Genomic DNA, 26,937 nt, shown 5'->3' on the forward strand with positions numbered 1-26,937 from the left:
CCGTCTCATTATCTGTGAGGCGGTTTTTTTGTCCAAAAATCCAATTTAACCAAAAATAAAGCTTCGGGAATATATAATCCGGAAGCAACCAAAAAATAAAAATATGAACAAAAAGCACAACTTCAGCGCAGGGCCATGTATTTTGCCACAGGAGGTATTTGAAAAATCAGCACAGGCTATCCTGGACTTTAACGGTATCGGATTGTCTCTTCTTGAAATTTCTCACAGAAGTAAGGATTTCGTAGCTGTAATGGACGAAGCGCGTGCAATTGTAAAAAGATTGATGAATCTTGGTGATGATTATGAAGTTCTTTATCTAGGCGGAGGTGCCAGCCTGCAGTTTGCGATGGTTCCTTACAACCTGATGAAAGTAGGTGGAAAAGCAGCTTACCTGGATACGGGGACATGGGCAGCCGGAGCCATCAAAGAAGCAAAGAAAGTAGGAACAGTAGATGTAGTAGGCTCTTCAAAAGAAGAAAATTACTCTTTTATCCCTAAAGATTATACGGTTGGTTCAGAATACGATTATTTCCACTGTACTTCCAACAACACGATCTATGGAACTCAGATGAAATCTTTCCCTGAAGTGGATACCTTGATGGTTTGTGATATGAGTTCTGATATTTTCTCAAGACAGCTTGATTTTTCCAAATTTGATCTGATCTACGCAGGGGCTCAGAAAAATATGGGACCTGCAGGAGTTACCTTAGTGGTGATCAAAAAAGAAATCCTTGGTAAAACCGGAAGAGAAAACATGTTTTCTATCCTGGACTATTCTCAGCATATCGCCAAAGAATCAATGTACAATACACCGCCGGTATTCCCTGTATATGCGTCTTTGCTTACCCTTCAGTATCTTGAAAAAAACGGAGGAATTGCTGCTGCAGAACAGAGAAACGAAGCAAAAGCCAAACTTTTATATGATGAAATCGACAGCAATCCCCTATTTGAAACTTTCTGCGTGAAAGAAGACCGTTCACTGATGAATGTTTCTTTCAAAATCACTGATGAAAGCAAAAAAGAAGAATTTGACAATGCATGGAAAGCCGCAGGTATCAGTGGATTAAACGGACACAGAAGCCTGGGCGGATACAGAGCAAGTTTATACAATGCCTTACCTATTGAAAGTGTGCAGGTTTTGGTGGATGTAATGAAGTCAATCAAGTAATTTAAGCATTAAAAATTCAAAGATTGAAAGATTGAAAAGCAGTTAATTTAAATTTATTAATTTGCGCCTCAGTTTTAAAATTTTGAAATATTTATATTTTTCAATCTTTAAATCAAAATAACTCATGAAAGTTTTAGCAAACGATGGAATCTCAAAAGCAGGAGAAAACGCTTTAAAAGAAGCCGGAATTGAAATTCTGGACAATAGAGTCGCCCAGGATCACGTTATTAATTTTATCAACGATAATAACGTGGACGTCCTTCTTGTAAGAAGTGTAACGAAAGTGAGACAGGAGCTGATTGATGCATGTCCCGGCCTTAAAATCATTGGAAGAGGCGGTATCGGGATGGACAACATTGATGTGGAATATGCCAAAAGTAAGGGGATTAAAGTAATCAATACCCCTACAGCATCTTCAAAATCGGTGGCAGAATTAGTTTTCGGACATTTCATTTCACTGGCAAGATTCCTTCACGAATCCAACAGACTGATGCCTCTGGAAGGAGATACTCATTTCAGCGCTATGAAAAAGTCATTCAGCAATGCCTATGAACTTTCAGGGAAAACATTAGGAGTAATCGGCTTTGGAAGTATTGGTCAGGAAGTCCTGAAAATAGGAATTGCTTTAGGAATGAAAGTAACTGTTCTGACAAGAAGCCCTAAAACAGAAGTTCTTACCCTGAACTTTTTCAACGGGCAGTCTGTCAATTTTGAAATCACGTCCACCAATGATATGGATGCATTCCTGAAAGATGCAGATTTCATCAGTATCAATACGCCGAAAACGAATGAATATATTATAGACACCCCTCAGTTTGAAAAAATGAAAGATGGAGTCTATATTGTGAATACTGCAAGAGGAGGTGTCATCAATGAAGTGACACTGATTGATTTTATCGAGTCAGGAAAAGTAGCCGGAGCTGCATTGGACGTTTTTGAAAACGAACCGAGCCCGGAGTTGCCTTTACTGATGAACCCTGCCCTATCTCTTTCTCCGCATGTTGGAGGAAATACAGTAGATGCTCAGGAAAAAATCGGTATCGAACTTGCAGAACAAATTATTAAGCTACAAAAAGAAACTATAAGATAAATATGCCTGTTTTTAAACCTTTCCGTGGAATAAGACCTCATAGAGACTTCGAGAGCACTTTCCCTACCCATCCACTGGATAATTTTACCCAGGAGGAGATTGCAGAGAAAGCTCAAGTTGAAAATACTTACATCAATATGATTAAACCTTATGTTGTAAGTAAATCTAAAGATATTGACCGGAATCTGCGAAAGATCCGTTCTACATTTGAAGAACTTCTGGACGAAAAGAAATTGGTCCAGGACAATTCAGCCTACTATCTTTATGAGCAGATCTATCCCAATAAACAGGTATTCAGGGGACTTCTGGGATTAGCTAGTATTGAAGATTTCTGGAATGGAAAAATCAAAAGACATGAAAGTACCATTCCTCAGAAAAAAGAAAAACTGGCTCATTACCTTGAAAAAGTAAACCTGCAGGCAGAACCTGTACTGCTTACCTATCCAGCCAACTCAAAAATTGAGCTGCTGATGAATCATGAGGAAAAGAATGTTCCTATCTTCAACCATATAGATACCATCGGTATCAGACATAAAATCTGGAGAATAGACAACCGTCTGAAGCTGCAGCAGTTTAAAGAAGTGATTGATCAGATTGATTCATTTTATATTGCTGACGGACACCACAGAATTGGTTCTACAGCAATAAATGCCAAATATCATAAAGAGAAAAACAAAAAACATAATGGTACAGAGCTTTACAACTTTGTCTACAGTTTTATTGTTTCCAATCAATCTATTAAAATTCATGATTATAACAGGATTTTACACGATTTGAACGGTATGTCTCCGGAAACTTTCCTGAAAGAACTTGAACACTATTTTCTTATTCACGAAAAAGGAGAAACCTCCTATTACCCTTCTCAGAAATTCCACATTTCAATGTATATGGACGGGAAGTTCTATTCTCTTCATGTGAAGCACGATCTCCGTTCCAAGGAAATGTCTCTGGATAATCTGGACCACCACCTTATTGACAAGTATATTTTCAAAAATATCCTGAAAATTGAAGATCCAGACAGCTCAGAACTTATTTCTTATGTAAAAGGAACATCCAACATCAACGGAATCAATCTTTTAAAAGAAAAAGTAGACAGTGGTGAAGGTAAAGTTGGTTTCGGAATTTATCCTGTAAGTTTTAATGACATGATCAAAATTTCGGATTTAAAATTAAGCATGCCTCCAAAATGTACATTTATTGAGCCAAAATTGATTACAGCGCTGGTAATGTATGATATGAAACCTTAATAAATTCCCATTTTTTCCCTACTTTTATCAAAGGAAAAAGAAAGGTAAATAAAAAATGAAAAAAATATTCATTATACTTCCACTCTTTTTGAGTGGATTTTTATTTTCTCAAAAAAAGCCACAAAAAAATCCGGCAAAAAAAACAACGCTTGCCAAATTCAATTATCATGATGAGTTCAGAAAAATTTCAGATGAAATCATGACCAATGGTAAGGCTTATGATAATCTTGGAGAACTTACGAAAGGAATCGGATCGCGTTTCAGTGCAACTCCAGGTTATACAAAAGCAGTAGAATGGGCAGAAAAAAAGTTCAAGGAAATTGGTATTGACATGATCTGGAGGCAGGAAGCCAAAGCACCAGTATGGATCAGAGGAAAAGAATCTCTACAGATCAAGGCCGGAAACGGAGACTGGAAGAATATCAGAATGCTTTCTTTCGGAAACTCTGAAGGAACGGGCGGAAAAGACCTTACAGGTGAAATTGTTTTAATTAACACCACATCAGAGCTTAACGCAATGTCAATAGGCCAGTTAAAAGACAAGATCGTTTTCGTGAATGTTCCTATGGACCCGAAAATCATCAATACAAGCGATTCCTATTTACAGACTGCAAAATCAAAATTGATTTCCGCTTCTATCATTGCTAAAACAGGCGCAAAAGCATTAATTATAAGATCACTTACAACAGCTAATGATGATACTCCACATGCCAAAATGATTTACTATGAACCAGATGATAAAGTTAAAATTCCGGCTTTATCCATTGGAGTAAGATCCGCAGATGAGTTGGAAAAAACATTAAAAAAGCAAAAAGTCACTGCTAAAATCAATATGACTGCCGAATCAAAGGGTGATACTACTAATCCCAATATTATTGCTGAAATTCAGGGTAAAAAAGATTCCAAAGTAATTGTTTTAGGTGCTCAGCTTGATTCGTGGGATTTTGGTGAAGGAGCAATTGATGATGGAACAGGTGTTGTTCAGTGTATCGAAGTTTTAAGAACACTGAAGGCACTCGGATATGAAAATAACCACACCATCCGCGTTGTTCTCTATGCCAACAGTGAAAACGGAGGCCAGGGCCGTGAGATGTATGCTGCTTTCGTGAAAAAGAGAGATGAAAAACACGTTTTTGCCTTAGGGACAGATGCCGGAGGGTATTCTCCACGAGGATTTTCTCTGGATATGTCACCTCAGAGAAGAAGACTGATTTACCCTTGGAAAGAATATTTTCTTCCTTATGGGGTTTATGATTTCGACCAAACTGAGGCAATTCAGGACATTTCACCCTTAAAAAAACTTGATATTCCCTTAGCAGAGCTGGTAGTTGATACACAAAGGTATTTTGATTACCACCATTCTGAACAAGATACTTTTGATAAAGTAAATAAAAGAGAGCTTCTTCTTGGAGCAGTCGCAATCACACAAATGATTTTTATGGTTGATAAAAACTGGTAATATGAAAAAGATATTAGGTACTTCATTATTGCTTTTTGGAATGGCTGTTTTTGGCCAGACTAAGGAAGATTCTATCCAATTTAAAAAGATCTCCACAGAAATCCTGAACAATGGCAAAGGGTACAATGAACTGAGAGAGCTTACCAAAACGATAGGCAACCGTTTAAGCGGTTCTGAAGCTTATGAAAAATCAGTACAATGGGCTGCACAGAAACTCCGTGATGCCGGAGCCGATAAAGTCTGGCTTCAGGAAGTCATGATTCCGGTATGGGTAAGAGGAAAAGAATCTCTACACATCCAGACTTCAAACGGAAAATGGAAAAGTATTAAAATGCTTTCCCTCGGAAATTCCGAAGGGACAAACGGAAAGGACATCTCAGGTGATATTATTATGGTAAAATCACTGGAAGAATATGATAAACTTCCCGCAGAAAAGGTAAAAGATAAGATTGTATTTTTCAACTATCCTTTTGATCAGGGAAATGTACAGACTTTCATTTCTTATCGTGATGCAAGCCCCTACAGAAGAACTGCAGCTTCATTGACAGCTAAAAAAGGAGGAAAATTTGCCATCATCCGGTCACTTTCTTCCGCTTTTGATGATGTGCCTCACACCGGCAATATGCGCTATGATGAAAACGTTTCAAAAATACCGGCCATTACCATCGGAAATACTTCTGCTGATGAGCTGGAAACCCTGTTGAAAAATCAGAAAGTAACAGCCAGACTTAATTCCAACTGCGGAATGAAAGGTGAAAAGCTCTCCCACTCTGTAATTGGGGAAATCACTGGTAAAAAAGACCAAAGTGTTATTGTTGTCGGCGGACACCTTGATTCCTGGGATGTAGGTGAAGGCGCTCATGATGACGGAGCCGGAATTGTACAAAGCATCGAGGTCTTAAGGACATTTAAAAAATTAGGAATACAAAATAACCATACCATCCGCGCTGTCTGTTTTGCCAACGAAGAAAACGGAACAAAAGGTGGAAAACAATATGGCAAGATTGTTAAAGAAAACAACGAAAAACACCTTTTTGCTATAGAAACGGATGCCGGAGGTTTTTCACCACGGGGAATTTCCCTGGAGATGGACGATCCTCAAAGAAACCAGATTAAAAGCTGGATCAATTTGTTCTTACCTTATGGAGTTTATAATTTTGAGGGTAAATATTCCGGATCGGATATTGCTCCGCTTCATGAAATGGGAGTTCCCACTGCTGAACTGGTACCAGATCCGCAGCGTTATTTTGACATTCACCACACGGCAGAAGACACTTTTGAAAAAGTCAACCGGAGAGAACTGTTACTTGGTTCTGCGGTAATGACACAACTTATTTATATGATTGATAAAAATTGGTAACTATGAAAAAGATAGTAGGAACTACATTATTACTTGTTGGAATGGCTGTTTTTGGACAGTCTAAAGACGATTCTATTCAGTTCAGAAAAATCTCTACGGAAATTCTGAACAACGGAAAAGGATATACTGAGCTGAGAGAGCTTACAAAAAATATCGGACATCGTTTAAGCGGATCTGAAGCTTACGAAAAGTCAGTAAAATGGGCAGAACAGAAACTCCGTGATGCCGGCGCTGATAAAGTATGGCTACAGGAAGTTATGATCCCGGTATGGGAAAGAGGAAAAGAATCCCTGCACATACAGGCTGCTAACGGAAAATGGAAAAGTCTTAAAATGCTTTCCCTTGGAAATTCTGAAGGAACCGGAGGAAAAGATATTTCAGGAGAAATTATCATGGTAAAATCTATGGAAGAATATGACAAACTTCCGGCTGAAAAGGTGAAAGATAAGATTGTATTCTTCAACTACCCTTTCAGCCAGTCGTTTGTAGAAACCTTCAAAGCATATGGTGATGCTGCAAAATACAGAACGACGGCAGCTTCATTAACGGCTAAAAAAGGAGGTAAGTTTGCCATCGTCAGATCACTGTCATCAGCTTTTGATGATGTGCCTCACACGGGAGCCATGCGCTATGAAGATAAAGTCTCCAAAATACCTGCCGTAGCTATCGGAAGCACTACAGCAGATGAACTGGAAGCTTTACTGAAAAGCCAGAAAATTACTGCTAAACTTAATTCTAACTGCGGAATGAAAGGTGAAAAGCTCTCCCATTCTGTAATTGGGGAAATCACCGGAAAAAAAGACCAGAGCGTTATTGTTGTCGGCGGACACCTTGATTCCTGGGATGTAGGTGAAGGTGCCCATGACGACGGAGCCGGAATTGTGCAAAGTATTGAGGTTCTGAGAACCTTTAAAAAGTTAGGACTACAAAATAACCATACCATCAGGGTGGTCTGCTTTGCCAATGAAGAAAACGGAGTAAAAGGCGGGATACAGTATGGTAAAACGGTAAAAGAAAAGAATGAAAAACATCTTTTCGCTATAGAAACCGATGCCGGAGGTTTTGCACCAAGAGGAATTGCCCTGGATATGGATGATGCCAAAAGAAATCAGATCAAAGGCTGGTCAAATCTGTTCCTTCCTTACGGAGTTTATAATTTTGAGGAAAGGTTTTCCGGAACAGACCTTTATCCTCTTCATGACATGGGAATTCCTGCCGCTGAATTAATGCCGGATTCTCAGCGCTATTTCGACATTCACCATACGGAAGAAGATACTTTTGAAAAAGTGAACAGAAGGGAGCTTTTATTAGGCGCCACCGCTTTGACACAGATTATTTATATGATTGATAAAAACTGGTAAAATATGAAACCGCCTCTATTGGCGGTTTTTGTTTTCCCATACAATATCTCATTATTTCAATAGGAACGGGCTGAAGCCCGTTAATTTTACAAATATTTTCCAATGGCTAATTTCTTACCCTAAAAATTATCTTTTGAGATTTTTAATTCTACGTCTGTATAGAAAATTTCTCCATAAAAAAGTTTTCCACATATGATGCATTCCACCTCCCGATTCCCAATTGACATCAAATTTCTCTTCTTCCCATGCATACACAGGCATTGCAATTTTCGAGTGGAATCTCGGTAGATTATCTTTTACTACAGAAAAGTAATCGGCATCAAAATTTGATTTTCTGTAATATTGAATTTCTATAATAGTTTCTCTTCTAGTTGCCCGGAAAACATACAGAGTGACATCATAAAGATCATCAAACTCTTTTTGTAAAACATCCAGTACTGCATCTAAAGTAAGTAGTGTTTTTGAATTATTTATTCTATGCCGGAAAACTCGCTGTTCACTGGCATTTGAGCTTTCAAATTCATTACAATCAGAAAGAATAAAAAATAAGTTGGGAGAAACGGAATTCCGGCAATTGATTTTCACCAGCTGAAAAAGATTTGTTATACAGATGTTGATGCTCTCTTTTAAATTTTCCCGATTCATTTCTAAACTATTCTAAAGGATTTTAAATATATAAAAAATAATTGCACCGTAATATTTTCTATACTTCAGATAACTCACCTTTAAAAACAGAAATTTTTTCTACGTTTAAGGAAATAACAGATAAAAATACGTTTCAGAAAGGAGCTTCAGCAGCCCCGTGAAACAAAGTGTTAATCGCGAAACTTGTATTTTGGCATGATATTGGCGTGTAAAATATTGAGAAAAAATTAAAAAAACACTAAGGATGAGAAAAAAGGTTTTCTGTGGATTTTCAGTTTTTCCACTGATTCAAATTCATATCTAGTATATGAATCCTTTTTTTTCTACGATGCCGTAACAGATACGGGCTCGTGATTAATTAACCCCCGTTGATTTTTCACAGCATCTTTGCACCCCGTATCTCACTGGTATCATCAATAACCAGAATCATTTATTGATTCAAAAAAAAACAAAAATATCCCGGACTTTTAGGCCCGGTATTACGATATAGATAAACGGCAAAGTCATCACGAACCTTAGCCCAGTAAAGGAATTTATTCTTTTTACCGCGATGAGTACGCCTTTATTTTTTAATTTAATTGTATAACCCTTAAAATGTAAGTAATGATGAGAGCCTTTTTTGAAATGATTTTTAAGAGAAATGAAGATGCTGCAAAGTTGAATATATGGAGCCTATTGCTGGTACTAAGTTTTGCTGCATTTTCTGTATTGGTATACGCCTTAAAACCAAGCTTTAACAGCTTAATTATATATCTTACGGCGTTTGCCGCTTATATCGGCTTTGGCCTTGTATTCATCAGTTCTCTAACCGGAACCAGTATGAAGAAAAGATAATAAATATAACTTTCAATTAATTTTTACTGAAAAAACCGTCCTGTTTTGGGGCGGTTTTTTACTTGTATAATTAAACTATACAACCATTAAAACTCAGACTTCTTATATCTACTTTAATTAATAATTTAATAAACACAATCTTTCCAACAAAAAAGCCACTCCCTCCGGAGCAGCTCTGCGATAACAACAAAGTTATCTTAACATCGTAAAAACTTATTCTTTAAAGAGATCCTTCATCATTTCATCAAGGATCTTTTTGATTTCTTCTTCGATCATATTTCCGGATTTTTCAACCATCTTTTCTCTGAAAGGTTCACAACAGGCTTTTATTCCGAAGCCTTCATCTGTTTTAATCAATTCCGGATGCAGACCGTGTTCTTCACACATTTCTGCCTCAATTTCTTTTTTTATGAGGTCGTAATTCAGATCAAACATATTTCTATTTTGTTTCTTATAAGTGATGGGTAAAGATAGAAGTAATAACCCTTTACCGAAATCCGTATTTTTACGGTATTTACAGGAAACAAAAAACCGCCATTTTCAAAACGGCATTATTTTAATACAAAATCCGATGCCTACTGCTTAACTCTTTAAAATTTATCCAGAATTTTCTTTGGTAAGATTTTCACCAGTTCTTTTTTATATTCTTTTTCAAGAATCACAAATTTCCATGACTTTTTATCTTTTGAAACAGCACAGGCTTTCATACTAGCATTGATGAGATATGAACCTTCGTTGGCTAAATATTTTACATTATTTGCACCATATTTGGCAGTTAAAGCGCTGTTCATTTTCTTTTTCATCTCATCATTTAATGAGCTGACATTACATTTCAGTTTCAAAAAATAATGAGTAATAGAAAAATATTCACCAGTAATGAGTTCAGGTTTTTCAATATTTCCAAACTTCAAATCCTGTACTTCAATTTTCATGAATGGATTATTATAAGTCATATTCAAAATCTGCGTCATCTGCTCTTTTGAAACTATGGTGAAGAATTTTGGATATATACAGTTTACTGCCTGATCTATCTGTTTAGATTTAATGCTGTTTACAAAATAAGTAAGTGATTTTTTTATCGGTGCATCGTCAGGATTTACCTTAGTCTGCGAAAAAGCCATCAACGACAGCAGAACGAACAGAAACAGAAGTGATTTGGTTTTCATTATTTAATGGGTGTTACAAATTTCAGAATTACTTTTTACCAGAAAATGATAAAACTTTCCGGATATTAAAATGTGTCGCAACCTTTATGTGGATCGTTACAAAATATAATGAGTACCATAAAAAAAGCCATCCTTGCGGACGGCTTTTTGAGAATATTTTAAAAATTCAATTATTTTACTTTTACAAGCTCAACATCGAAAACCAACCAAGAGTTTGGCGGGATCACCCCTCCTGCTCCTCTTTCTCCGTAAGCCATTGCCGGCGGGATCAATAATGTAGCAGTTTCACCTTCTTTCAACAACAGGATACCTTCATCCCATCCTTTGATTACTCTTCCCATTCCGATTGGAATTTCGATTGGTTCATTTCTTTTGAATGAAGAATCGAACTCAGTTCCGTCTACCAGTTTACCTGCATAATGTACAGATACGTTATCACCTGCTTTCGGAGCTTTACCGTCAGCTGTTTTTGTGATTTTATAGTAAAGACCTGATTCAGTTTTCTGCATACCAGCTTTTAGGTTTTCAACTAATTTCTCCTGGTTAGCTTTGAATTCTTCTTCTCTTTTTTTCTTTTCAGCTTCTTCTTTAGCTAAACAAGCCTTATTGTTTTCTGCGATCTTAGCTTTTCCTTCGCTGAAAGTCTTAGCTGCATCGTAGTGCTTGTACTCATCACCTTTGCTGAAAACAGAAACTTTTTCTAAAACGATATCTGTTTTAGGCTTATCCTGAGCTCCTTTTTCAACGTTAGCAATAGCATCGATTACATCGTTACCTTTTACTACTTTTCCGAAGATGGTGTGTTTTCCGTCTAACCAAGGTGTAGCTACTTCAGTGATGAAAAACTGAGAACCATTTGTATTAGGTCCTGAGTTTGCCATAGAAAGAATACCTTTTCCTGTATGTTTAAGGTCGTTTCTTTCGTCCTCGAATTTATATCCCGGATCACCCGCTCCAGTTCCTTTAGGATCTCCCCCTTGGATCATGAAATCTTTGATTACTCTGTGGAAAATAGTTCCGTCATAATAAGGAACTCCCTTAGCCTTAGCTTTGTTGTCGATTTTCCCTTCTGCAAGACCAATAAAGTTGGCTACAGTTACTGGTGCTTTCTTGTCTTCAAACTTTACAATCAAATTACCTTTTGTGGTTTGAAGATTGGCATAAAGCCCGTCATTAAGACCTTCGTAAGTTTCTTTGTCTACGTTCATTTTTTTATAAATTGGGGTACAACTCATCAGCGAGATACTTGCCGCTGCCAGAATTATATTCTTGTTAAACAATTTCATGTATTATAGAGCTTTTAATTTTATGATTAATGGAATGTCGTTATCTATTTTCTTTTCGTCTCCGAAAGTCCCGTAAGCCAAAGAAGACGGCACCAAAAGCGTTACTTCCTCTCCGTCATGTATAAAACGCAGAGCGTTTTCCACTGCCCTCAGTTCATCAAAGTGCCCGAATCTGGCATCTCTCCTTTCAAAAGACTGGTCGTAGATTTTAGTCTGATCAAAATCATACAGATCATAAGAATAAGAAATCAAAGTTTCATCTTTCCTTCTTTCTCTCCGATCATAGCCTTCAGCCGTCACCCAGTAATTAAGCTGCGTAGGATAAAACTTCACAGACTGGCCATTGATCCAATCCTGAATCTGGCCTCGTTCTATGGTATTCAGATTTTTCATCCTGTTTTTAGAAACATCCAGATCTTTTTGGCTTAAAACACCGCCTACCGGAGGATGGGCCGTCTGTGTATTTCTGTTGCAGCTCAACAGGCTTATGGCTGATATGAAGAGTATTTTTTTCATAAACTTTTGCGAAAATACACATTTCGCGAATCAATTACAAAACTTGACCCGGAAATATGCGAATGTAAGAATGCATCAATCTGCTAATAAAACAAAACAGCTGACTGAATCTCTGATTAAAAGTGATTCATACATTTTACACGAATACATAAATACAAAAAAAGCCGGGAAAAACCCGACTTTTATATAGTTTATTTAAAAAAATATTAAACTGTTTCTAAAGCATGATCTACTACAACTCTCCATCCGAAAGGATCTTCGGAAAGGTTATTCTGCAGGTCTACCAGGTCTTTCTTAAGAATAGCAGCAAAGCTTTCTTCATCAGACAGTCTTGGAAGTTCAAGTTTTTCCCCTTCATATCCTAAAGCCTGGAACTGAGTGGTCACCACTGCTGTACCTACCCCCCATACTTCTTTAAGAGAACCGTTCTTCAACGCTTCAATCACTGTTTTCACAGGAATTGGCTCTACTTTTACTTCAATGCCTCTTTTCTTAGCCAGCTGGATGAAGCTGTCTCTTGTTACTCCGTCAAGGATTTTCTCAGACGTTGGAGGTGTATAAATAGTATCGTTAATTCTTACAAATACATTCATTGTACCACTCTCTTCAAAATATTCGTGAGTAGCATCATCTGTCCAGATGATTTGCTCATATCCTTCTTCGATCGCCAATTGCGTAGGATAGAAAGAAGCAGCATAGTTACCTGCAGCTTTAGCAGAACCTACTCCTCCGTTTGCAGCTCTTGAATAGTGATCAGAAATCTTTACAGATACCGGCTCAGAATAGTAACTCTTCGCTGGTGTAGCAACGATTGCAAACATATATTTATTAGATACTCTTGCTTTCAAAGCTTCCTCTGTAGCAAAAATCAATGGTCTGATATAAAGAGACATTCCTTCCCCCTGTGGAATCCACTCTCTATCCATATCTACCAATGCTTTTAATCCGTCCAAAAACATTTCTTCAGTCACTTCAGGCATAGCAAGACGCTTTGCTGACTTATTGATACGTTCAAAATTCTTTTCAGGCCTGAAAAGGAAAACCTGCCCGTCTTTGTCTTTATAGGCTTTCATACCTTCAAAACAAGCTTGTCCATAGTTTACTCCCATCATGGCAGGTGTAAAAGGAATCGGACCGTAAGGAACTAATTTTACATCACCCCATTTCCCATCTTCATACTCACATATAATCATATGATCTATGAAAGTACCACCAAATGAAAAATCGTTAGGGTCAAATGTAGAAATTCTGGAGTTTTCAGTTTTTTGAATTATCATTTTTTAAAATTTTTACGATGTTCTACAAATTTAACATAATTTTCTAAATATAAAAATTTTAGAGTAAATTTGACAAAAAAATAGCTTGAAAAGAGAGATTAAGACCACAAATGATGGTAGTAAAACGCTGTTTATCAATGAATTAAACGAAAACTACCATTCTCATCACGGAGCACTTCAGGAAGCCGAACATGTGTTTATTAAAAATGGACTGAATTTAATAAATGATTGCGAAATTAATATTTTAGAACTCGGTTTTGGAACAGGTTTGAATGTTTTAGTAACAATTAATGAATATTTAAAAACTGACAAAAATCATGTCATCAATTATTTTTCGCTTGAAAAATACCCCATAAATGAATCCGAAGTTAAGGATTTGGCTTATTTTGAACATTTTGACAACCTTGAGTTTAAAAATATTTATCAGAAAATTCATCTGGCAGATTGGGAAAAGTCAGTAGAAATCATTAGTGGATTCAACTTAAAAAAGATAGAATGTGATTTTTTTGACCTGAAAGACATTGATTTGCCTAAAATCAATCTTGTTTATTTCGATTGTTTCGGTGCCAGAGTACAGCCCGATCTTTGGGAAAAGCCACTATTTGAACTGGTTTCTGACAAAATGGCCATTAACGGATTATTAACCACCTACTCTTCTAAAGGCAGTGTAAGAAGAATTCTTCAGGAACTGAATTTCCAGGTAGAAAAAAAACAGGGACCTCCGGGAAAGAGAGAGATGATTAATGCAATTAAATTATAGAATGGAAGCTGGATGTTTACAACCAACTGTTTTATTAATATTGATTTTTTATTTTAAAATAATAACTAATATATAAAGATACGTTGATTCAATATTATTAAAAAATAGATTGTATTAAACTTCCGGCTTCGCGCTTCCAACTTCCAGCTTTTTTCAACAAAATTCCTTACATTAGCTATACAAATATTATACATTATATATATGATAGATAAGATCAACATTAGAGTGTATGCATGTGCGGTAAAAGACAAACAAGTCCTTACTTTATTTGAAGAATATGCCGGCGAACCTTTAATGAAATTTCCGGGTGGCGGATTGGAATATGGTGAAGGAGTACTGGAATGCCTGCATCGTGAGTTTGATGAAGAACTGAATGTACAGATCAATGTTCTGGAACATTTCTATACTCAGGAAAACTTTCTGGTTTCCCGCTTCAAAGAAAACGAACAGCTTCTTACCATATATTATATAGTGGATATAGTGAATGAAGAGGATTTTATTATCATGGATCCCTGCATCGAAAAAACAGAGTGGATTGATATAGACAGACCGGACAATCCTTTCCCACTTCCTATAGATAAGATTGTATTCGATAAATTAAAAGAAAAATTCCTGTAAGAATACTTACAGGAATTTATATTATTTTTTGACTTTAAAATCACTTGCTCCCGGGTAAGGCTGCAGATACCCTGAATTCCAATTGGATTGAAGCAATGACTCTACAAATTCATCAGTTCTGTTCTTGTGTGGATCGTATTGTTCTTTCAGATCAATATCGGCCATTTTTCCTTTTACATTCCACCAGAAAGCGCTCCATCCACCTCTCAGTTCTTTGATAATTTCATAGACATTTTTTCCAGTAGCCCTGTTCATCAGCTTTGCAAAAACCTGCCCTTCAGTTGTTGTAAGATCTCTCAGTTGTTTTTCATACTGATCTGCCAGCATATTCTGTCTTTCTCTTACAAATTTTCTTTTAGCCTTGCTATCCATATCATTCATATCTTTCTGGATATCTCTGTACTGCTGTAATGCAGTAACAAATAACGGATATACCCTGTACAGCTTTTTATTCAGAAAATAATAGTAATTTTTATCAAGTTGATTATTAAATCTTGGTTTATTAACCAAAACCAACTCATCTAATACAACTACAGGCTCTCCGTTGATTTCATAAATCTTGACTTTTTGCTGCTCGTCATAATAATATTTATTGCCAAACTCATCCGTTTTCAAGGATTCAGCTGGATATTGATTGAGTGGTTTTGCCACTACACCATCCTTTTGGCCAAAAACACTGACTCCAAAAAAGAAAATAAAAAGGCAGATAATCTTACTAAAATTCATTATTTTTACACTTATAACAACAAAAATTAAACGCAAAAATCATTCCTTTTTATGAAATTTGAAAAGAAATCTTTGAAATTTTTAGAGAAATATTTAAATACATCATCTCCAACAGGTTATGAACATAAGGGACAAGAAGTCTGGATGGACTATATCAGACCCTATGTTGACAAAATAGAAGTAGACCATTATGGAACCTGCTATGGAATCATCAATCCGGAAGCTGAATTTAAAGTAGTGATTGAAGCACATGCTGATGAAATTTCATGGTACGTCAATTATATTACGGATGACGGATTAATCTATGTCATCAGAAACGGAGGTTCTGACCAAACGATTGCCCCTTCAAAAGTGGTTCACATTCACGGAGAAAACGGAATTGTAAAAGGAGTATTCGGATGGCCGGCTATTCATACGAGAACAAATCAGAATGAACCAACTCCCAAAATCGAAAACATCTTCATCGACTGTGGTGCTACTTCTAAAAAGGAAGTGGAAGAAATGGGAATTTTTGTAGGATGTATGATTACTTATCCGGATGAGTTCTTTGAAATGAACGACAGATATTTTGTCTGCAGAGCACTGGACAACAGAATCGGTGGTTTCATGATTGCTGAAGTAGCGAGACTTTTAAAAGAAAATAAAAAATCTATTCCTTTCGGGCTTTATATTACCAATTCCGTACAGGAAGAAGTAGGTTTATATGGGGCAGACATGATTGCTGATACCATCAAACCAAATATTGCCATTGTAACAGATGTTACCCACGACACTACCACTCCGATGATTGAAAAGAAAAAAGAAGGAGATCAGAAATGTGGTGCCGGGCCAGTAGTATTCTTCGCTCCAAGCGTCCATCACACCATCAGGGAATTAATTATTGATACTGCAAAAACAAAGAAAATCCCTTTCCAGAGAGCCGCAGCAAGCAGAGCTACAGGAACTGATACTGACGCTTTTGCCCATTCTAATGGCGGAGTACCAAGTGCTTTAATTTCCTTACCTTTGCGTTATATGCATACTACGGTAGAAATGGTGTCTAAGGAAGATGTAGGTAATGTAATTAAACTTATCTATGAAACTATTCTTAAGATCAAACCGGAAATGAAACTGAAATATCATTAATAGAATCAAGATGCCAGACACAAGATTCAAGATAACCAAAATACGTACATAAACACCTGTTTAACCATGTTTTGGTTCTTGATTCCTGACTCTAAATATCTAATATAAAGTAAAAATGAAAACGAAGCTTATTGCTCCATCCCTATTATCAGCAGACTTTGGGAATCTGCAAAGAGACATTGAAATGCTGAACAATTCTCAGGCCGACTGGTTCCACATTGATGTAATGGACGGCCGTTTTGTACCTAACATTTCGTTTGGTTTTCCGGTAATGAAAACCGTTCAGCAACATGCTAAAAAATTTGTAGATGTTCACCTTATGATTGTGGAGCCTGAGAAATATGTTGACGAATTCATCAATCATGGTGCAGATCTTATTTCTGTGCATTACGAAGCATGTACTCATCTTCACAGAACCATTCATCACATTCAGAGCAAAGGAGTAAAAGCAGGTGTCGTTTTAAACCCTTCCACTCCGGTATTGATGCTTGAAGACATCATTGCAGATGTAGACCTGGTATTGTTAATGAGTGTAAATCCAGGATTTGGAGGACAGAAATTCATTGAAAATACTTACAAAAAGATTGCTGAAACCAAAGACCTTATCTTAAGCAACAACTCTACAGCACTTATTGAAATTGACGGTGGAGTGAATCTTGATAACGCTTCTAAGCTTTTTGAAGCCGGAGCTGATGTTCTTGTTGCAGGAAATGCTGTTTTCTCTACAGAAAGCCCGGAAAGAACGATTGAGCTTCTAAAGATTTAATCATTATCTTTATCATAAAAACAAAAGGCAGCCAATGGCTGCCTTTTCTCTTGTTTGAAATGAAGTCTTCGTGGTTATAAATTTTTTCTCAACATTTTGAAAATGTTAAAGCTTTGTTTTGTCTTACTAACAATACAAATATCTGAATAAAACCATACACATACATCCGTAGAAATACTGAATCTAAGATTCGGTATTTCTACTTATTCACCCATTTACACCTCTTTATTCCAGATACAGGCACAGACTACAAAAATGATAGAAATAACAGAGAAAACGGTTCTTATATTATTCAGAAAATTCCATCTGTTTTCAAAATTAGCGCGCATCTGCCTGATTGCTTCCGTTGTAGAATTGGAAATATCAAACTTATCCAGCGCATCATTCATCGGAACATTTCCGGCAACCGTCACTCCAAAAACACCGATCAGATAGGCCAGTGCTGCCAACAGAAGAAAAATAAAAACAGGCTGATGTCCGCGGAACAAAAAAGCAGATATCGGAAGAAGTGCTGCTGTTCCCATAAAACTCATGAAGAAAACAGGGTTCAGAATTTCCCTGTTGATGTTCTGCATAGCTTTCAGATATTCTACATCAGAAAGTTTTCCCAATCCTAGAACTACAGAACATGAATAAGCATAGAAAAGTCCTCCTATCAGAGCAGTGAGGACAGCGGTAATGATCAATACTAGTGTTGTCATTTTCATATATTTTAATTTTGGTTATCAGGACAGAATTAATAAGGATTCCATTTTTTGATAATATTTTGGGCAGTAAGAATCATTTCAGGGTCCCAGTTTTCTGTTTTAAAATAATGAAAATCCTGATCTTTGATGACTGCTGCTTCCACATTGTCAAAAAGAAGTCTGGTAAGCCTGGACTGTTCTTCAAATAAAGCCAGATCTTCAACAGGTTTCTCCGGAAGCTGTATTTGCCCCTTATTCCAGCTGTTTTTTTTTCTTCCTTTCCAATCAGAAGCTTCGATTATTGTTTTAACTTTATTGAAGTCATTCAGGAAATTTTCTTTGTCCTCTTCCGTTTTAAGCGTATGGCCCAACCTTTCAATAATAATATATTCCAGATTTTGACACTTTGCTAAAACAGAAGGCAAAACAGAAAAAATCTCTTCAGGGATAACATCATCATGAGTATCTCTCCTTACCTGCTTTTTCCCATATACAGTCTCCTGCCAGCTTCCTCCGGAAAGATGAATCTCTTTTACCTTATCCAAAGGGTACAGATCAATTATTTCCTGCATTTTTACTCCGAAATTACAGGATTGACAATAAATATTATGAAGATCAAGAATCAGGAACCCATTGGTATCCTCCGTTAGCTTATCAAGAAAAAAACCTTGTTCTTTAACATCATCAACAGAGAATGAAAACGCTAAATTTTCTATACCAACAGGAATACCTACCGTTTCCTGAAGCCTGTACAGCCTGTCTTTTCCTATCTGTAAAGTTTTGGGATGCAGAGATACCGGCAGTGGCACGCCCTGGTGAAAGTTTTCAGTATTCATGAAACCAAAATGTTCCGTGATATGATTGTATTTCCTTAGGCTTACTTCTTCTTTCAGCTTTTGCAGCCAATTGTCCTGTCTTTCTGTCCATCTTGCATCAAACAGAGAATAATAAACACCATGGCCTATCAAACGATTATTTTCTGCATAAAAATTCAGCAGATCACGAAGCCAATCCGGTTCATTGGTATGATAAAGGGTATCAAAGGACCATTCCAGAACATCAATAGCGTTGCTCTGCAGCAATGGCAAAACAGCAGATACAAAATCAGCGTCTGCCATCATTGATATTCCTAACAGCGGTTTTTTCATCTTTTATCCCATTCCACAAGCCGGACAGCCATGGCCACGAAGAACAAGCGTATCTTTTTTTACGATAGGCTTTGGTGTTCCCGGCTTTTTCTTTTCAACAGTATCGGGGGCTGTTGCTTTCTTTACTTTTTTTACAGACTTCTTAGTTCTAGTTTCAGGTTTAGTGCTTTGTGCAGAAACTCCTACTGCTAATAAACTCGCCATTAATATTGCTGGAATTTTCATAATTGCTTTTTTCAGATAAAATTTACAATAAACGTTCCATTTTTCCCATCCAATGTATTCAGAACTTTTATTTTAAGTTTAAATTATATGGAAAGGGTTTTATTTTAATTTTTAGTTTAAATCAATAAAAATACAATAATAAAGGAAACAGTCTGATAATAATTATGAGTAAATATCAAGAAATTATTGCGGTAATGCTTTCTTTATTTATATTTAATGGTAAAATAAAACTATATATGAAAAGCCGTCTGATTAAAGCTGTTTTCCTTGGATTGGTACTATCTGCTTATAATACCAATGCACAGATTCAAACAGTTGGCAACAGCAAGAAAATGGAATGGTTTAAAAATGCCAAACTGGGTATTTTTATTCATTGGGGAATCTACTCCGTGAATGGAATATCAGAATCATGGTCATTTTTCAACAATTATATCAATCACGAAAATTACATGAAACAGCTGAATGGTTTTTCAGCTTCAAAATATCAGCCCGAACAGTGGGTAAATCTTATTAAAGAATCCGGAGCTAAATATGCTGTTATTACCACCAAACATCATGACGGGATTTCATTATGGAATTCTAAGGCTGAAAACGCAACCACTATTCCCGGGCAGTCTTTGGCCAAAAAAGATGTTTTAAGTCCTTTTGTTGCTGCTCTGAAAAGTTCAGGATTAAAAACAGGGCTTTATTTCTCTTTGCCGGATTGGAGCCATCCTTATTATGACATCAATACCAGGACAAAAAAGCGATACGAAATAAAAGACGATCCGAAACGATGGCAGAATTTCATCAGCTACTATCAAAGCCAGCTTAATGAACTTTCCTCTCAGTACTCCCCTGACCTTCTTTGGTTTGATGGAGACTGGGAACATACTTCTGAGGAATGGAAAGATTCTCAGACCCTGGATCTGCTCAAAAAATACAATTCAAATATCATTATCAATTCAAGACTCAATAATCATGGGGATTACGATACTCCTGAGCAGGGAATTCCGGTAGTTCCGCCACAAAATCCATACTGGGAGCTTTGTTATACCATGAATGATTCCTGGGGATACCAGCCTTATGATAAAAGCTATAAAACATCCAATATGATCGTAAGAACGTTGGCAGACGTTATCAGTATGGGAGGAAATTTACTGCTTGATATTGGTCCAAAGTCAGATGGTACAATTCCCGAGGAGCAAGTTGAGATTCTTAAAAATCTTGGCCGATGGACTTCCAAAAATCAGCAAGTATGAAACAACCCGTGGAATACCTTTTAAAAATTATAAAGGAAAGTCTTCTTTATCTGCGTCAAAAAAATTCTTATTCCTTTATCTGGAGGAAGCCAAAAACTTCACAAAGATTTATGGATTGGAAACCAAGCCCACTTCAGCAAAAATAATAGGAGATCCTTCAGCTGTTATTCAAACAGATTACAATGTTGAAAAAACACTGACATTAAATTTTTCCAATGTAAAATTTGACAAAGATGTCACTGTTGCAGAACTTACTTTTGATACTCCACCTGTATTTCTGAAAAACTTTAAGGAGGAAGATCATCCTCTGGCAGAAATTCTGGATAATAAAAACACACAGGAAGCAGTCTATACCATAGCTAATACGCTATATAATGGTTCTAATCTCCCTACTTCTTCAGGGCTGATCAGTGACGGTCTCAATATGAAAATCAAGAAAACACCCAACACCAATCAGGAAACCCTGCAGTGGATCAGTAAGCATGCTGAGGCGCTTTATGAAACTGAAAAAGGATTACCGGATGGTCATTATTCAGGAATGAGCGCATTGTCAAAAGATAAACAGACACTTTATCTTTTTGTGGAAGGAACACCTACAGGCCCAATTGCCTTAAAAGGAATAAAAAACGGAATTGCAAGAATAAGAGTGGCAGGCGAAGGCACTATGTTGTCACATACGATATACAATAAACTTTACTGGAGTGATAGACCGGGAATTATTTATATTGATATTCCAAAGGAAAAGCTGGATAAGCAGATGACCGTCATTGCTGTTTTACTTAATAAACCGCTGGAACTCTACAGAGAAAATGTAGGTGCCATTGAAAACAACCTTTAATATATCTGAAAGCCTCATTCATATAAAAACAAAATCCGGAGAATTATCTCCGGATTTTTTATTTTGTAAGATGATTTTCTTAGAAAATCTCTCTTCCTGAAAAATGGAACTGAGCCTCGATTAATGCATTCTCGTCAGAATCTGAACCATGAACAGCATTTTCTCCGATGCTTCTTGCAAACATCTTTCTGATTGTACCTTCTGCAGCTTCTGCAGGGTTAGTAGCACCAATTAATGTTCTGAAGTCTTCAACTGCATTATCTTTTTCTAAAACTGCAGCCACGATAGGACCAGAGCTCATGAATTCTACCAACTCACCATAAAATGGTCTTTCAGCGTGTACTTCATAGAATTTTTTTGCATCAGCAACTGTAAGCTGAGTTAATTTTAAAGCTTTGATTTTAAAACCTCCTTCAGCAATCTTACCCAATATAGCACCGATATGTCCGTCAGCAACTGCATCAGGCTTAATCATAGTGAATGTAATGTTAGACATAAATGTATATTTTTTTAATGGCGCAAAATTACAAAAAATATCTTTGATTTTTATTTTAATTTTTTTTTAACATAAAAATAACTTTTATTAAGAAATTATGAACCAATCTTTGGCACAGTAATTGTTTATTCTATTGCGATTCTCATGTTTAATTTGAGTTTTCATGGTTATTAGTTTTTACCCAGCTTCGGCTGGGTTTTTTATTTTCAAAAAACAACACTCTTTTTTATTAATTTAATAATTTAAACAGCCAAATAAAAACATATTTAATAGTATTATTGCTTTTATTTCAATTAATAAAATAATCGGGTTTTCCAGAATATTATTTTTTCAATAAACTAAAATATGCCAAAAGTGGAGTTATCTGCCAAATTTGTCATGCCAAAAAGTAGAGTTATCTAAAAAAGAGATTTTTTTCGTTAAAATTCAGAAAAAACAAATCATAAAAACAGACAACCTTTAAGAATGTTAAATTTAACCGTTAAAAAAAAATATCCGAGAAAAATTATACAGGTATGACAACAATAGAATCTGTACAGATTGTCCGAATTAATCTGCAGCAGTTATAATATAATATAGTAAATTGATCTTATTATATTTATTTCTGAGAAGCTTCTTCCGCTTCATCCATCAATTTAATGTAAGTAGAATATCTAGAATGTTGTATTTCGCCTGTTTCAAGGGCATCAAGAACAGCACACTTCGGCTCATTAACGTGCAGGCAATTATGAAATTTGCACTCTTCCCTCTTTTTGAAAATCTCAGGGAAATAATGCTGCACTTCTTCCTTTTCAATATCAATCATGGCAAATTCACGAACACCAGGAGTATCAATAACGTTTCCGCCAAAATCCCAGAAGTGCATCTGTGCAAAAGTTGTGGTATGTTTTCCTTTCAGGTGGGTATCTGAAATTTCAGATGTCTTCAGATTTAATCCTGGCTGTAAAGCATTTACTAAAGTGGATTTGCCACAACCGGAGTGTCCGAAGAACACTGAAGTTCTATCTTTAAGAATTTCCTCCAGCTGCTCTAGATTCAGTCTTGAATAGGATGAAATTTCCAATGTATTATATCCAATTTCCTGGTAGAGAAACTCTACATCTTTTACAATTTCTATTTCTTCCTCATGGAGAACATCAATCTTATTAAAAAGAATCAATGGAGTAATATTATAGGCTTCACAGCATGCCAAAAACCTATCAAGGAATCCTAAAGATGTTTCAGGATGCTTCAGGGTAAAGATAAAACATGCTAAATCAATATTGGAAGCAATAATATGGGCTTCTTTTGAAAGGTTTACTGATTTTCTGATCAGGTAATTGGAGCGGGGTTCAATTTTCGTGATCCAGGCAATATCATCCTGTTCCAGCTGAAACTCAACAAAATCTCCTACAGCAAGCGGATTGGTAAGCCTTGTTTTTATTAATTTGAATTTCCCCCTGATTCTGGCTTCGAAAATTTTATTTGTTTCCAATTCCAAAACCTGGTACCAACTGCCTGTAGATTTAATGATTTTTCCTTTCATAGATAATGCTGGTGCAAATATACGCAATTAGGGCTTAGCATTCAGAAAATAGGTTTAAAAACACATGTTTCAATACCTTAAATACCGATGGCTAAGCCCTAATCTATTTTTTAAGCTGAAAATTCAGTAAAAGCTTTACATTCTCTTACTTATTATCTTCAGTTTATCTTTCGATCATAATATTGTTTTGAACTTCAATGGATTCTTCATGAATTGCTTTGAAAACTTTTTCAATAAACTCCTGAGACATTCCGGTTTCTTTTGCTTTTTGATTAGCGTATTCTGTGATTACTTTCCAACGTTCAGGCTGGAAAATCGCAATATCATTTTCTTTTTTAAGTTTACCGATCTTTTCAGAAATTTTCATTCTTTGAGAAAGAAGTTCAATTAACTGGAAGTCAAGATCTGAGATTAATGTTCTGTGTCTTCCCATTTCTCCTTCAAATCCTGCAAGATTAGAACTTCTTACTTTTAGGTTACCGATAAGGTCAGCAAGAACCTCCGGAGTAATCTGCTGAGATGCATCACTCCAGGCCTCATCCGGGTTACAGTGTGATTCAATGATAGCACCCTGGTATCCTACGTTCAGAGCTTCCTGTGTAATATCTGCAAGGCCTGTTCTGTTTCCACAGATGTGAGACGGGTCAATCAGCATTGGAATATTTGGAAACTGGCTTTTGAAATCAAGGGCAATCTGCCAGTTCGGGTTGTTTCTGTATTTTGTTTTCTGGTATGTTGAAAATCCTCTGTGAATTACTCCCAGATTTTTAATATCCTGACCTAAAAGTCTTTCCAATGCTCCAACCCATAATGCAAGATCCGGATTCACAGGGTTTTTCACGAATACAGGTTTATCTGTTCCTCTTAAAGCCATTGCAATTTCCTGTACTGTAAACGGATTCACTGTAGAACGTGCTCCAATCCAAAGGACATCTACATCCGCTTCCAGAGCTGCAAATACATGGTGTGCATTGGCTACCTCAGTCGCTGTTTTAAAACCGTACTCTTCTTTTACTTTTTTTAGCCAGTTCAAACCGATTACTCCTACTCCTTCAAAACCATTTGGTTTGGTACGAGGTTTCCAGATTCCGGCACGGAAAACCGATACATTGGCATTGGATTCTTTAATTCTCCTGGCGGTTTCAAGCATCTGAGCTTCACTTTCTGCACTACATGGTCCCGCGATCATCAAAGGCTGTGTAAGCCCATCGATCCACTCATTTTTCAAATCATTTAAATTCATATTCTAAATTTTATTGTTTTTTTATATAATTTTTTCGTTGACAGCAATAGCCCTTTGGATTATAAAATTTAATTTATAATTCTTTTCAAAAAATGCCGTTCAAAATTGTTTAAAGGAATCAGGAAAATAATAGGGCTCTACTTCTCCTGTATTTTTTGGAAAGAAATTCAGTTAACAGTACCAATAAAATCGGTAATACGTTCTGAAATTTCTATAATAAGAAGCAGAAAAACTAAAATAACCGCTAAAAAAGTAATTAGCGGGCGCAAAAAAAGACAGATATGTATTAGTCAATTTTTCCATTTTATTTTAGAAATGCCTTTGTTTTAGCCTTTCTGGTTGTAATTTCATCTTGTTGAAAACCTATTTTCAACAGAAATATTTGACAAATATATAAAAATTATGTCAAATCAAACTTCATTAAATCATCAAGATCTTTTAAAAGTGGATTTTTTTCGATCATTTTTTCAAACATCTTTCTCTTGGTTACCACCTCAATCTTCAGATTTTCAACGTCTCTGACGTATTCTACTTCAATCCTATGGTTTTGAATTTTTCTTTTAAAATGATTAAAAAATTCTCCGCTTATTTTATCAAACTCTACTTTGGCAGAATCTGAAGGGAACAAAACTTTGATTTTATTTTCCTCAGCTTTTTCCAGTTTGAAGGTTTTTACTGCGTTAAATACAAAGTTATTTTTTACCTGAAGCTGTTTAAGCATAATTTTCCATTCCATCTGCAGATCTGTATCTGTAAAATGGTGTTGAGGAAGGTTTTCAGTTTTCACAACAACATCTTCCGTTGTTTCCACTTTATCTTCTTTATTCAGAAAAGAATTGATGCTAAAGCCGGAAGAGATTCCGGGTCTGGATAATGGTCTGGTTGTTTTAGTCACTAAAGTTTCATCCGCCTTTTCCAAAGCAGCAGACGGTTGGTCTGCCTTGACTTCTTTTTTCTCCGGAGCTTTTTCCGGCAACTTAACCTCCTGTTTCTCGCTAAGAAACGGAGCTAGGATCAGGAACTTTTTTTTTTAGTATCGCCTAAATTAGCTGTCAGTGAAGCCAGCTGCATTAAAGCAATTTCAACCGTAAGTCTTGGGTTTTTGGAATTCTTATAATTAATATCTGCATGATTGCAGATTTCAATGCCATCTATCAGCTGCTGGGCGGCCCACTTCTGTCCCTGTTCTATAAATTTGGATTTTGTCTTCTCTCCTACTTCAATGAGATCAATAGTAGAAGTATTCTGCGCCATCATCAGATCTCTGAAATGATTTCCTAATCCGGCAATGAAAATATGGGGATCAAATCCTTTTTTTACAATTTCATTGAACGCAAAAAGCACTTCAGGAATTTTGTTTTCCTTGGCAAGGTCTACAATATTGAGATACTGATCATAATCCAGAATATTCAGCACTTCGGCTGCTTTTGCCAGCGTAATGTTTTTCTGGGAGAATGTAGAAAGCCTGTCGAAGATAGAAAGCGCATCTCTTAGTGCACCATCAGCTTTCTGAGCAATCAGATACAATGCATCATCTTCGTATTGGATATTTTCTTTTTGAGCAATATTTCTGAGGTGGCTTTGAATGTCTTCTATGACAATTCTCTTGAAGTCATAGATCTGACAACGGGATAAAATTGTTGGAATAATTTTATGCTTCTCCGTAGTTGCCAAAATAAATATCGCGTGAGCAGGCGGTTCTTCCAGTGTTTTAAGGAATGCATTGAAAGCGGCAGAAGACAGCATATGAACCTCATCTATGATATATACTTTGTATTTACCAACCTGAGGTGCAAATCTTACCTGATCTATCAGTTCCCTGATATCATCTACAGAGTTATTGGATGCAGCATCCAGCTCGTAGATATTATAAGCAAAGCCATCTTCTGAAACCGAGCCATCTTTCTCATTGATCTTTCTTGCAAGAATTCTGGCACAAGTAGTTTTACCCACGCCACGAGGACCACAAAAAAGTAATGCCTGAGCTAATTGACTTTCTTCAATTGCATGTTCTAAAGTATCCGTAATATGGGATTGTCCTACAACCGTATCAAACTCCTGAGGACGATATTTTCTTGCAGATACTATAAAATTTTCCATTGGTCAAAAATAAGAAATATAGTTTTAATTT

Annotated in this window: 28 protein-coding genes; 13 read left to right on the top strand and 15 right to left on the bottom strand. The window is 36.3% G+C overall.

All coding sequences use genetic code 11. From position 1 onward, the window contains the following. Window positions 1-103 precede the first annotated feature (103 nt). The 6 genes from serC to FW781_RS18270 all read left to right on the top strand — a co-directional run bounded on the left by serC (window position 104) and on the right by FW781_RS18270 (window position 7,685). On the top strand, window positions 104-1,168 hold the full coding sequence (gene serC / locus FW781_RS18245) for a 3-phosphoserine/phosphohydroxythreonine transaminase (protein WP_047423190.1): 1,065 nt from the start codon (window positions 104-106) through the stop codon (window positions 1,166-1,168). A 124-nt stretch (window positions 1,169-1,292) separates the two neighbouring features. Then, window positions 1,293-2,258 carry a D-2-hydroxyacid dehydrogenase gene (locus FW781_RS18250; protein WP_149388724.1) on the top strand — a complete coding sequence of 322 codons (966 nt, stop codon included), beginning with the start codon at window positions 1,293-1,295 and terminating at the stop codon, window positions 2,256-2,258. 2 nt (window positions 2,259-2,260) lie between these two features. Next, on the top strand, window positions 2,261-3,505 hold the full coding sequence (locus FW781_RS18255) for a DUF1015 domain-containing protein (RefSeq protein ID WP_149388725.1): 1,245 nt from the start codon (window positions 2,261-2,263) through the stop codon (window positions 3,503-3,505). Window positions 3,506-3,560: 55 nt separating this feature from the next. After that, a complete protein-coding gene (locus FW781_RS18260; RefSeq protein ID WP_149388726.1) occupies window positions 3,561-4,964 on the top strand; it encodes a M28 family peptidase in 1,404 nt (467 codons plus the stop codon). Window position 4,965: 1 nt separating this feature from the next. After that, window positions 4,966-6,324, top strand: a complete 1,359-nt coding sequence (locus tag FW781_RS18265; RefSeq protein ID WP_149388727.1) for a M20/M25/M40 family metallo-hydrolase — start codon at window positions 4,966-4,968, stop codon at window positions 6,322-6,324. Between the two features lie 2 nt (window positions 6,325-6,326). Further along, window positions 6,327-7,685, top strand: a complete 1,359-nt coding sequence (locus tag FW781_RS18270) for a M20/M25/M40 family metallo-hydrolase (protein WP_149388728.1) — start codon at window positions 6,327-6,329, stop codon at window positions 7,683-7,685. Between the two features lie 126 nt (window positions 7,686-7,811). Here the strand turns inward: FW781_RS18270 and FW781_RS18275 are convergent, their stop codons facing one another. Then, complete coding sequence (locus FW781_RS18275) at window positions 7,812-8,330, bottom strand: hypothetical protein (protein WP_149388729.1); 519 nt, start codon at window positions 8,328-8,330, stop codon at window positions 7,812-7,814. Window positions 8,331-8,933: 603 nt separating this feature from the next. On the opposite strand from FW781_RS18275, the gene FW781_RS18280 reads away from it, so the two are divergent. After that, window positions 8,934-9,164 (top strand): hypothetical protein, encoded by a 231-nt coding sequence (locus FW781_RS18280; protein ID WP_149388730.1) that lies wholly within the window; start codon window positions 8,934-8,936, stop codon window positions 9,162-9,164. A 213-nt stretch (window positions 9,165-9,377) separates the two neighbouring features. Here the strand turns inward: FW781_RS18280 and FW781_RS18285 are convergent, their stop codons facing one another. The 5 genes from FW781_RS18285 to FW781_RS18305 all read right to left on the bottom strand — a co-directional run bounded on the left by FW781_RS18285 (window position 9,378) and on the right by FW781_RS18305 (window position 13,409). Further along, the gene (locus FW781_RS18285) at window positions 9,378-9,599 is read right to left on the bottom strand and encodes a hypothetical protein (RefSeq protein WP_149388731.1); all 222 of its coding nucleotides are present in this window, start codon (window positions 9,597-9,599) and stop codon (window positions 9,378-9,380) included. 155 nt (window positions 9,600-9,754) lie between these two features. Next, complete coding sequence (locus FW781_RS18290) at window positions 9,755-10,330, bottom strand: hypothetical protein (RefSeq protein ID WP_149388732.1); 576 nt, start codon at window positions 10,328-10,330, stop codon at window positions 9,755-9,757. 170 nt (window positions 10,331-10,500) lie between these two features. Continuing rightward, window positions 10,501-11,538: a peptidylprolyl isomerase gene (locus tag FW781_RS18295; RefSeq protein WP_228720241.1), complete on the bottom strand. Its 1,038-nt coding sequence runs from the start codon at window positions 11,536-11,538 to the stop codon at window positions 10,501-10,503. Between the two features lie 81 nt (window positions 11,539-11,619). After that, complete coding sequence (locus FW781_RS18300) at window positions 11,620-12,132, bottom strand: FKBP-type peptidyl-prolyl cis-trans isomerase (protein WP_149388733.1); 513 nt, start codon at window positions 12,130-12,132, stop codon at window positions 11,620-11,622. 206 nt (window positions 12,133-12,338) lie between these two features. Then, window positions 12,339-13,409 carry a branched-chain amino acid aminotransferase gene (locus FW781_RS18305; protein ID WP_149388734.1) on the bottom strand — a complete coding sequence of 357 codons (1,071 nt, stop codon included), beginning with the start codon at window positions 13,407-13,409 and terminating at the stop codon, window positions 12,339-12,341. 85 nt (window positions 13,410-13,494) lie between these two features. On the opposite strand from FW781_RS18305, the gene mnmD reads away from it, so the two are divergent. Further along, window positions 13,495-14,169, top strand: coding sequence for a tRNA (5-methylaminomethyl-2-thiouridine)(34)-methyltransferase MnmD (gene mnmD / locus FW781_RS18310; RefSeq protein ID WP_149388735.1), 675 nt, complete (start codon window positions 13,495-13,497; stop codon window positions 14,167-14,169). 201 nt (window positions 14,170-14,370) lie between these two features. Further along, a complete protein-coding gene (locus FW781_RS18315) occupies window positions 14,371-14,787 on the top strand; it encodes an NUDIX domain-containing protein (protein ID WP_047384430.1) in 417 nt (138 codons plus the stop codon). 21 nt (window positions 14,788-14,808) lie between these two features. On the opposite strand, the gene FW781_RS18320 is transcribed toward FW781_RS18315, so the two are convergent. After that, window positions 14,809-15,513 carry a DUF4294 domain-containing protein gene (locus FW781_RS18320; RefSeq protein ID WP_047422668.1) on the bottom strand — a complete coding sequence of 235 codons (705 nt, stop codon included), beginning with the start codon at window positions 15,511-15,513 and terminating at the stop codon, window positions 14,809-14,811. Window positions 15,514-15,564: 51 nt separating this feature from the next. Here FW781_RS18320 and chrP point away from each other — a divergent pair, with 51 nt between their 5' ends. Together chrP and rpe are read left to right on the top strand one after the other, a co-directional pair. Next, a complete protein-coding gene (gene chrP, locus FW781_RS18325) occupies window positions 15,565-16,638 on the top strand; it encodes a chryseobasin maturation metalloprotease ChrP (protein ID WP_149388736.1) in 1,074 nt (357 codons plus the stop codon). A gap of 115 nt (window positions 16,639-16,753) precedes the next feature. Then, a complete protein-coding gene (rpe, locus tag FW781_RS18330; RefSeq protein WP_047384422.1) occupies window positions 16,754-17,404 on the top strand; it encodes a ribulose-phosphate 3-epimerase in 651 nt (216 codons plus the stop codon). 215 nt (window positions 17,405-17,619) lie between these two features. Here the strand turns inward: rpe and chrI are convergent, their stop codons facing one another. Genes chrI through chrA form a run of 3 tightly spaced genes read right to left on the bottom strand, consistent with a single transcriptional unit; the run spans window position 17,620 to window position 19,463 of the window. After that, complete coding sequence (chrI, locus tag FW781_RS18335) at window positions 17,620-18,105, bottom strand: chryseobasin maturation helper ChrI (protein WP_228720231.1); 486 nt, start codon at window positions 18,103-18,105, stop codon at window positions 17,620-17,622. Between the two features lie 35 nt (window positions 18,106-18,140). Beyond that, entirely contained in the window at window positions 18,141-19,238 is a 1,098-nt protein-coding gene (chrH, locus tag FW781_RS18340; RefSeq protein WP_149388738.1) for an MNIO family chryseobactin maturase, read from the bottom strand. 3 nt (window positions 19,239-19,241) lie between these two features. Continuing rightward, window positions 19,242-19,463, bottom strand: coding sequence for an MNIO class RiPP chryseobasin precursor ChrA (gene chrA, locus FW781_RS18345; RefSeq protein ID WP_149388739.1), 222 nt, complete (start codon window positions 19,461-19,463; stop codon window positions 19,242-19,244). Window positions 19,464-19,627: 164 nt separating this feature from the next. On the opposite strand from chrA, the gene FW781_RS22690 reads away from it, so the two are divergent. Together FW781_RS22690 and FW781_RS22695 are read left to right on the top strand one after the other, a co-directional pair. Then, window positions 19,628-20,704, top strand: a complete 1,077-nt coding sequence (locus FW781_RS22690; protein WP_228720232.1) for an alpha-L-fucosidase — start codon at window positions 19,628-19,630, stop codon at window positions 20,702-20,704. Further along, window positions 20,670-21,542, top strand: a complete 873-nt coding sequence (locus FW781_RS22695) for a hypothetical protein (RefSeq protein ID WP_228720233.1) — start codon at window positions 20,670-20,672, stop codon at window positions 21,540-21,542. Before FW781_RS22690 ends, FW781_RS22695 begins: the two co-directional genes overlap by 35 nt. Window positions 21,543-21,621: 79 nt before the next feature. On the opposite strand, the gene FW781_RS18355 is transcribed toward FW781_RS22695, so the two are convergent. The 5 genes from FW781_RS18355 to dnaX form a co-directional block, all read right to left on the bottom strand. Beyond that, the gene (locus FW781_RS18355) at window positions 21,622-22,038 is read right to left on the bottom strand and encodes a nucleoside-diphosphate kinase (protein WP_034687444.1); all 417 of its coding nucleotides are present in this window, start codon (window positions 22,036-22,038) and stop codon (window positions 21,622-21,624) included. A gap of 598 nt (window positions 22,039-22,636) precedes the next feature. Further along, window positions 22,637-23,563 (bottom strand): ribosome small subunit-dependent GTPase A, encoded by a 927-nt coding sequence (gene rsgA, locus FW781_RS18360; RefSeq protein ID WP_149388740.1) that lies wholly within the window; start codon window positions 23,561-23,563, stop codon window positions 22,637-22,639. 163 nt (window positions 23,564-23,726) lie between these two features. Beyond that, entirely contained in the window at window positions 23,727-24,806 is a 1,080-nt protein-coding gene (locus FW781_RS18365) for a chorismate mutase (protein WP_149388741.1), read from the bottom strand. A gap of 400 nt (window positions 24,807-25,206) precedes the next feature. Beyond that, window positions 25,207-25,782, bottom strand: coding sequence for a hypothetical protein (locus FW781_RS22700; RefSeq protein WP_228720234.1), 576 nt, complete (start codon window positions 25,780-25,782; stop codon window positions 25,207-25,209). Between the two features lie 38 nt (window positions 25,783-25,820). Beyond that, window positions 25,821-26,906 (bottom strand): DNA polymerase III subunit gamma/tau, encoded by a 1,086-nt coding sequence (dnaX, locus tag FW781_RS18375; RefSeq protein WP_149388742.1) that lies wholly within the window; start codon window positions 26,904-26,906, stop codon window positions 25,821-25,823. Window positions 26,907-26,937: the final 31 nt, after the last annotated feature.

The sequence above is a fragment of the Chryseobacterium panacisoli genome, assembly GCF_008274625.1.
In the GTDB taxonomy this organism is placed as follows: domain Bacteria; phylum Bacteroidota; class Bacteroidia; order Flavobacteriales; family Weeksellaceae; genus Chryseobacterium; species Chryseobacterium panacisoli.

Bases quoted from the DNA above. Each gene is read 5' to 3' on its own strand.
- serC (WP_047423190.1), top strand. From the start codon at position 104: ATGAACAAAAAGCACAACTTCAGCGCAGGGCCATGTATTTTGCCACAG.
- FW781_RS18250 (WP_149388724.1), top strand. From the start codon at position 1,293: ATGAAAGTTTTAGCAAACGATGGAATCTCAAAAGCAGGAGAAAACGCT.
- FW781_RS18255 (WP_149388725.1), top strand. From the start codon at position 2,261: ATGCCTGTTTTTAAACCTTTCCGTGGAATAAGACCTCATAGAGACTTC.
- FW781_RS18260 (WP_149388726.1), top strand. From the start codon at position 3,561: ATGAAAAAAATATTCATTATACTTCCACTCTTTTTGAGTGGATTTTTA.
- FW781_RS18265 (WP_149388727.1), top strand. From the start codon at position 4,966: ATGAAAAAGATATTAGGTACTTCATTATTGCTTTTTGGAATGGCTGTT.
- FW781_RS18270 (WP_149388728.1), top strand. From the start codon at position 6,327: ATGAAAAAGATAGTAGGAACTACATTATTACTTGTTGGAATGGCTGTT.
- FW781_RS18275 (WP_149388729.1), bottom strand. From the start codon at position 8,330: ATGAATCGGGAAAATTTAAAAGAGAGCATCAACATCTGTATAACAAAT.
- FW781_RS18280 (WP_149388730.1), top strand. From the start codon at position 8,934: ATGATGAGAGCCTTTTTTGAAATGATTTTTAAGAGAAATGAAGATGCT.
- FW781_RS18285 (WP_149388731.1), bottom strand. From the start codon at position 9,599: ATGTTTGATCTGAATTACGACCTCATAAAAAAAGAAATTGAGGCAGAA.
- FW781_RS18290 (WP_149388732.1), bottom strand. From the start codon at position 10,330: ATGAAAACCAAATCACTTCTGTTTCTGTTCGTTCTGCTGTCGTTGATG.
- FW781_RS18295 (WP_228720241.1), bottom strand. From the start codon at position 11,538: ATGAACGTAGACAAAGAAACTTACGAAGGTCTTAATGACGGGCTTTAT.
- FW781_RS18300 (WP_149388733.1), bottom strand. From the start codon at position 12,132: ATGAAAAAAATACTCTTCATATCAGCCATAAGCCTGTTGAGCTGCAAC.
- FW781_RS18305 (WP_149388734.1), bottom strand. From the start codon at position 13,409: ATGATAATTCAAAAAACTGAAAACTCCAGAATTTCTACATTTGACCCT.
- FW781_RS18315 (WP_047384430.1), top strand. From the start codon at position 14,371: ATGATAGATAAGATCAACATTAGAGTGTATGCATGTGCGGTAAAAGAC.
- FW781_RS18320 (WP_047422668.1), bottom strand. From the start codon at position 15,513: ATGAATTTTAGTAAGATTATCTGCCTTTTTATTTTCTTTTTTGGAGTC.
- chrP (WP_149388736.1), top strand. From the start codon at position 15,565: ATGAAATTTGAAAAGAAATCTTTGAAATTTTTAGAGAAATATTTAAAT.
- rpe (WP_047384422.1), top strand. From the start codon at position 16,754: ATGAAAACGAAGCTTATTGCTCCATCCCTATTATCAGCAGACTTTGGG.
- chrI (WP_228720231.1), bottom strand. From the start codon at position 18,105: ATGACAACACTAGTATTGATCATTACCGCTGTCCTCACTGCTCTGATA.
- chrH (WP_149388738.1), bottom strand. From the start codon at position 19,238: ATGAAAAAACCGCTGTTAGGAATATCAATGATGGCAGACGCTGATTTT.
- chrA (WP_149388739.1), bottom strand. From the start codon at position 19,463: ATGAAAATTCCAGCAATATTAATGGCGAGTTTATTAGCAGTAGGAGTT.
- FW781_RS22690 (WP_228720232.1), top strand. From the start codon at position 19,628: ATGAGTAAATATCAAGAAATTATTGCGGTAATGCTTTCTTTATTTATA.
- FW781_RS18355 (WP_034687444.1), bottom strand. From the start codon at position 22,038: ATGTCTAACATTACATTCACTATGATTAAGCCTGATGCAGTTGCTGAC.
- rsgA (WP_149388740.1), bottom strand. From the start codon at position 23,563: ATGAAAGGAAAAATCATTAAATCTACAGGCAGTTGGTACCAGGTTTTG.
- FW781_RS18365 (WP_149388741.1), bottom strand. From the start codon at position 24,806: ATGAATTTAAATGATTTGAAAAATGAGTGGATCGATGGGCTTACACAG.
- dnaX (WP_149388742.1), bottom strand. From the start codon at position 26,906: ATGGAAAATTTTATAGTATCTGCAAGAAAATATCGTCCTCAGGAGTTT.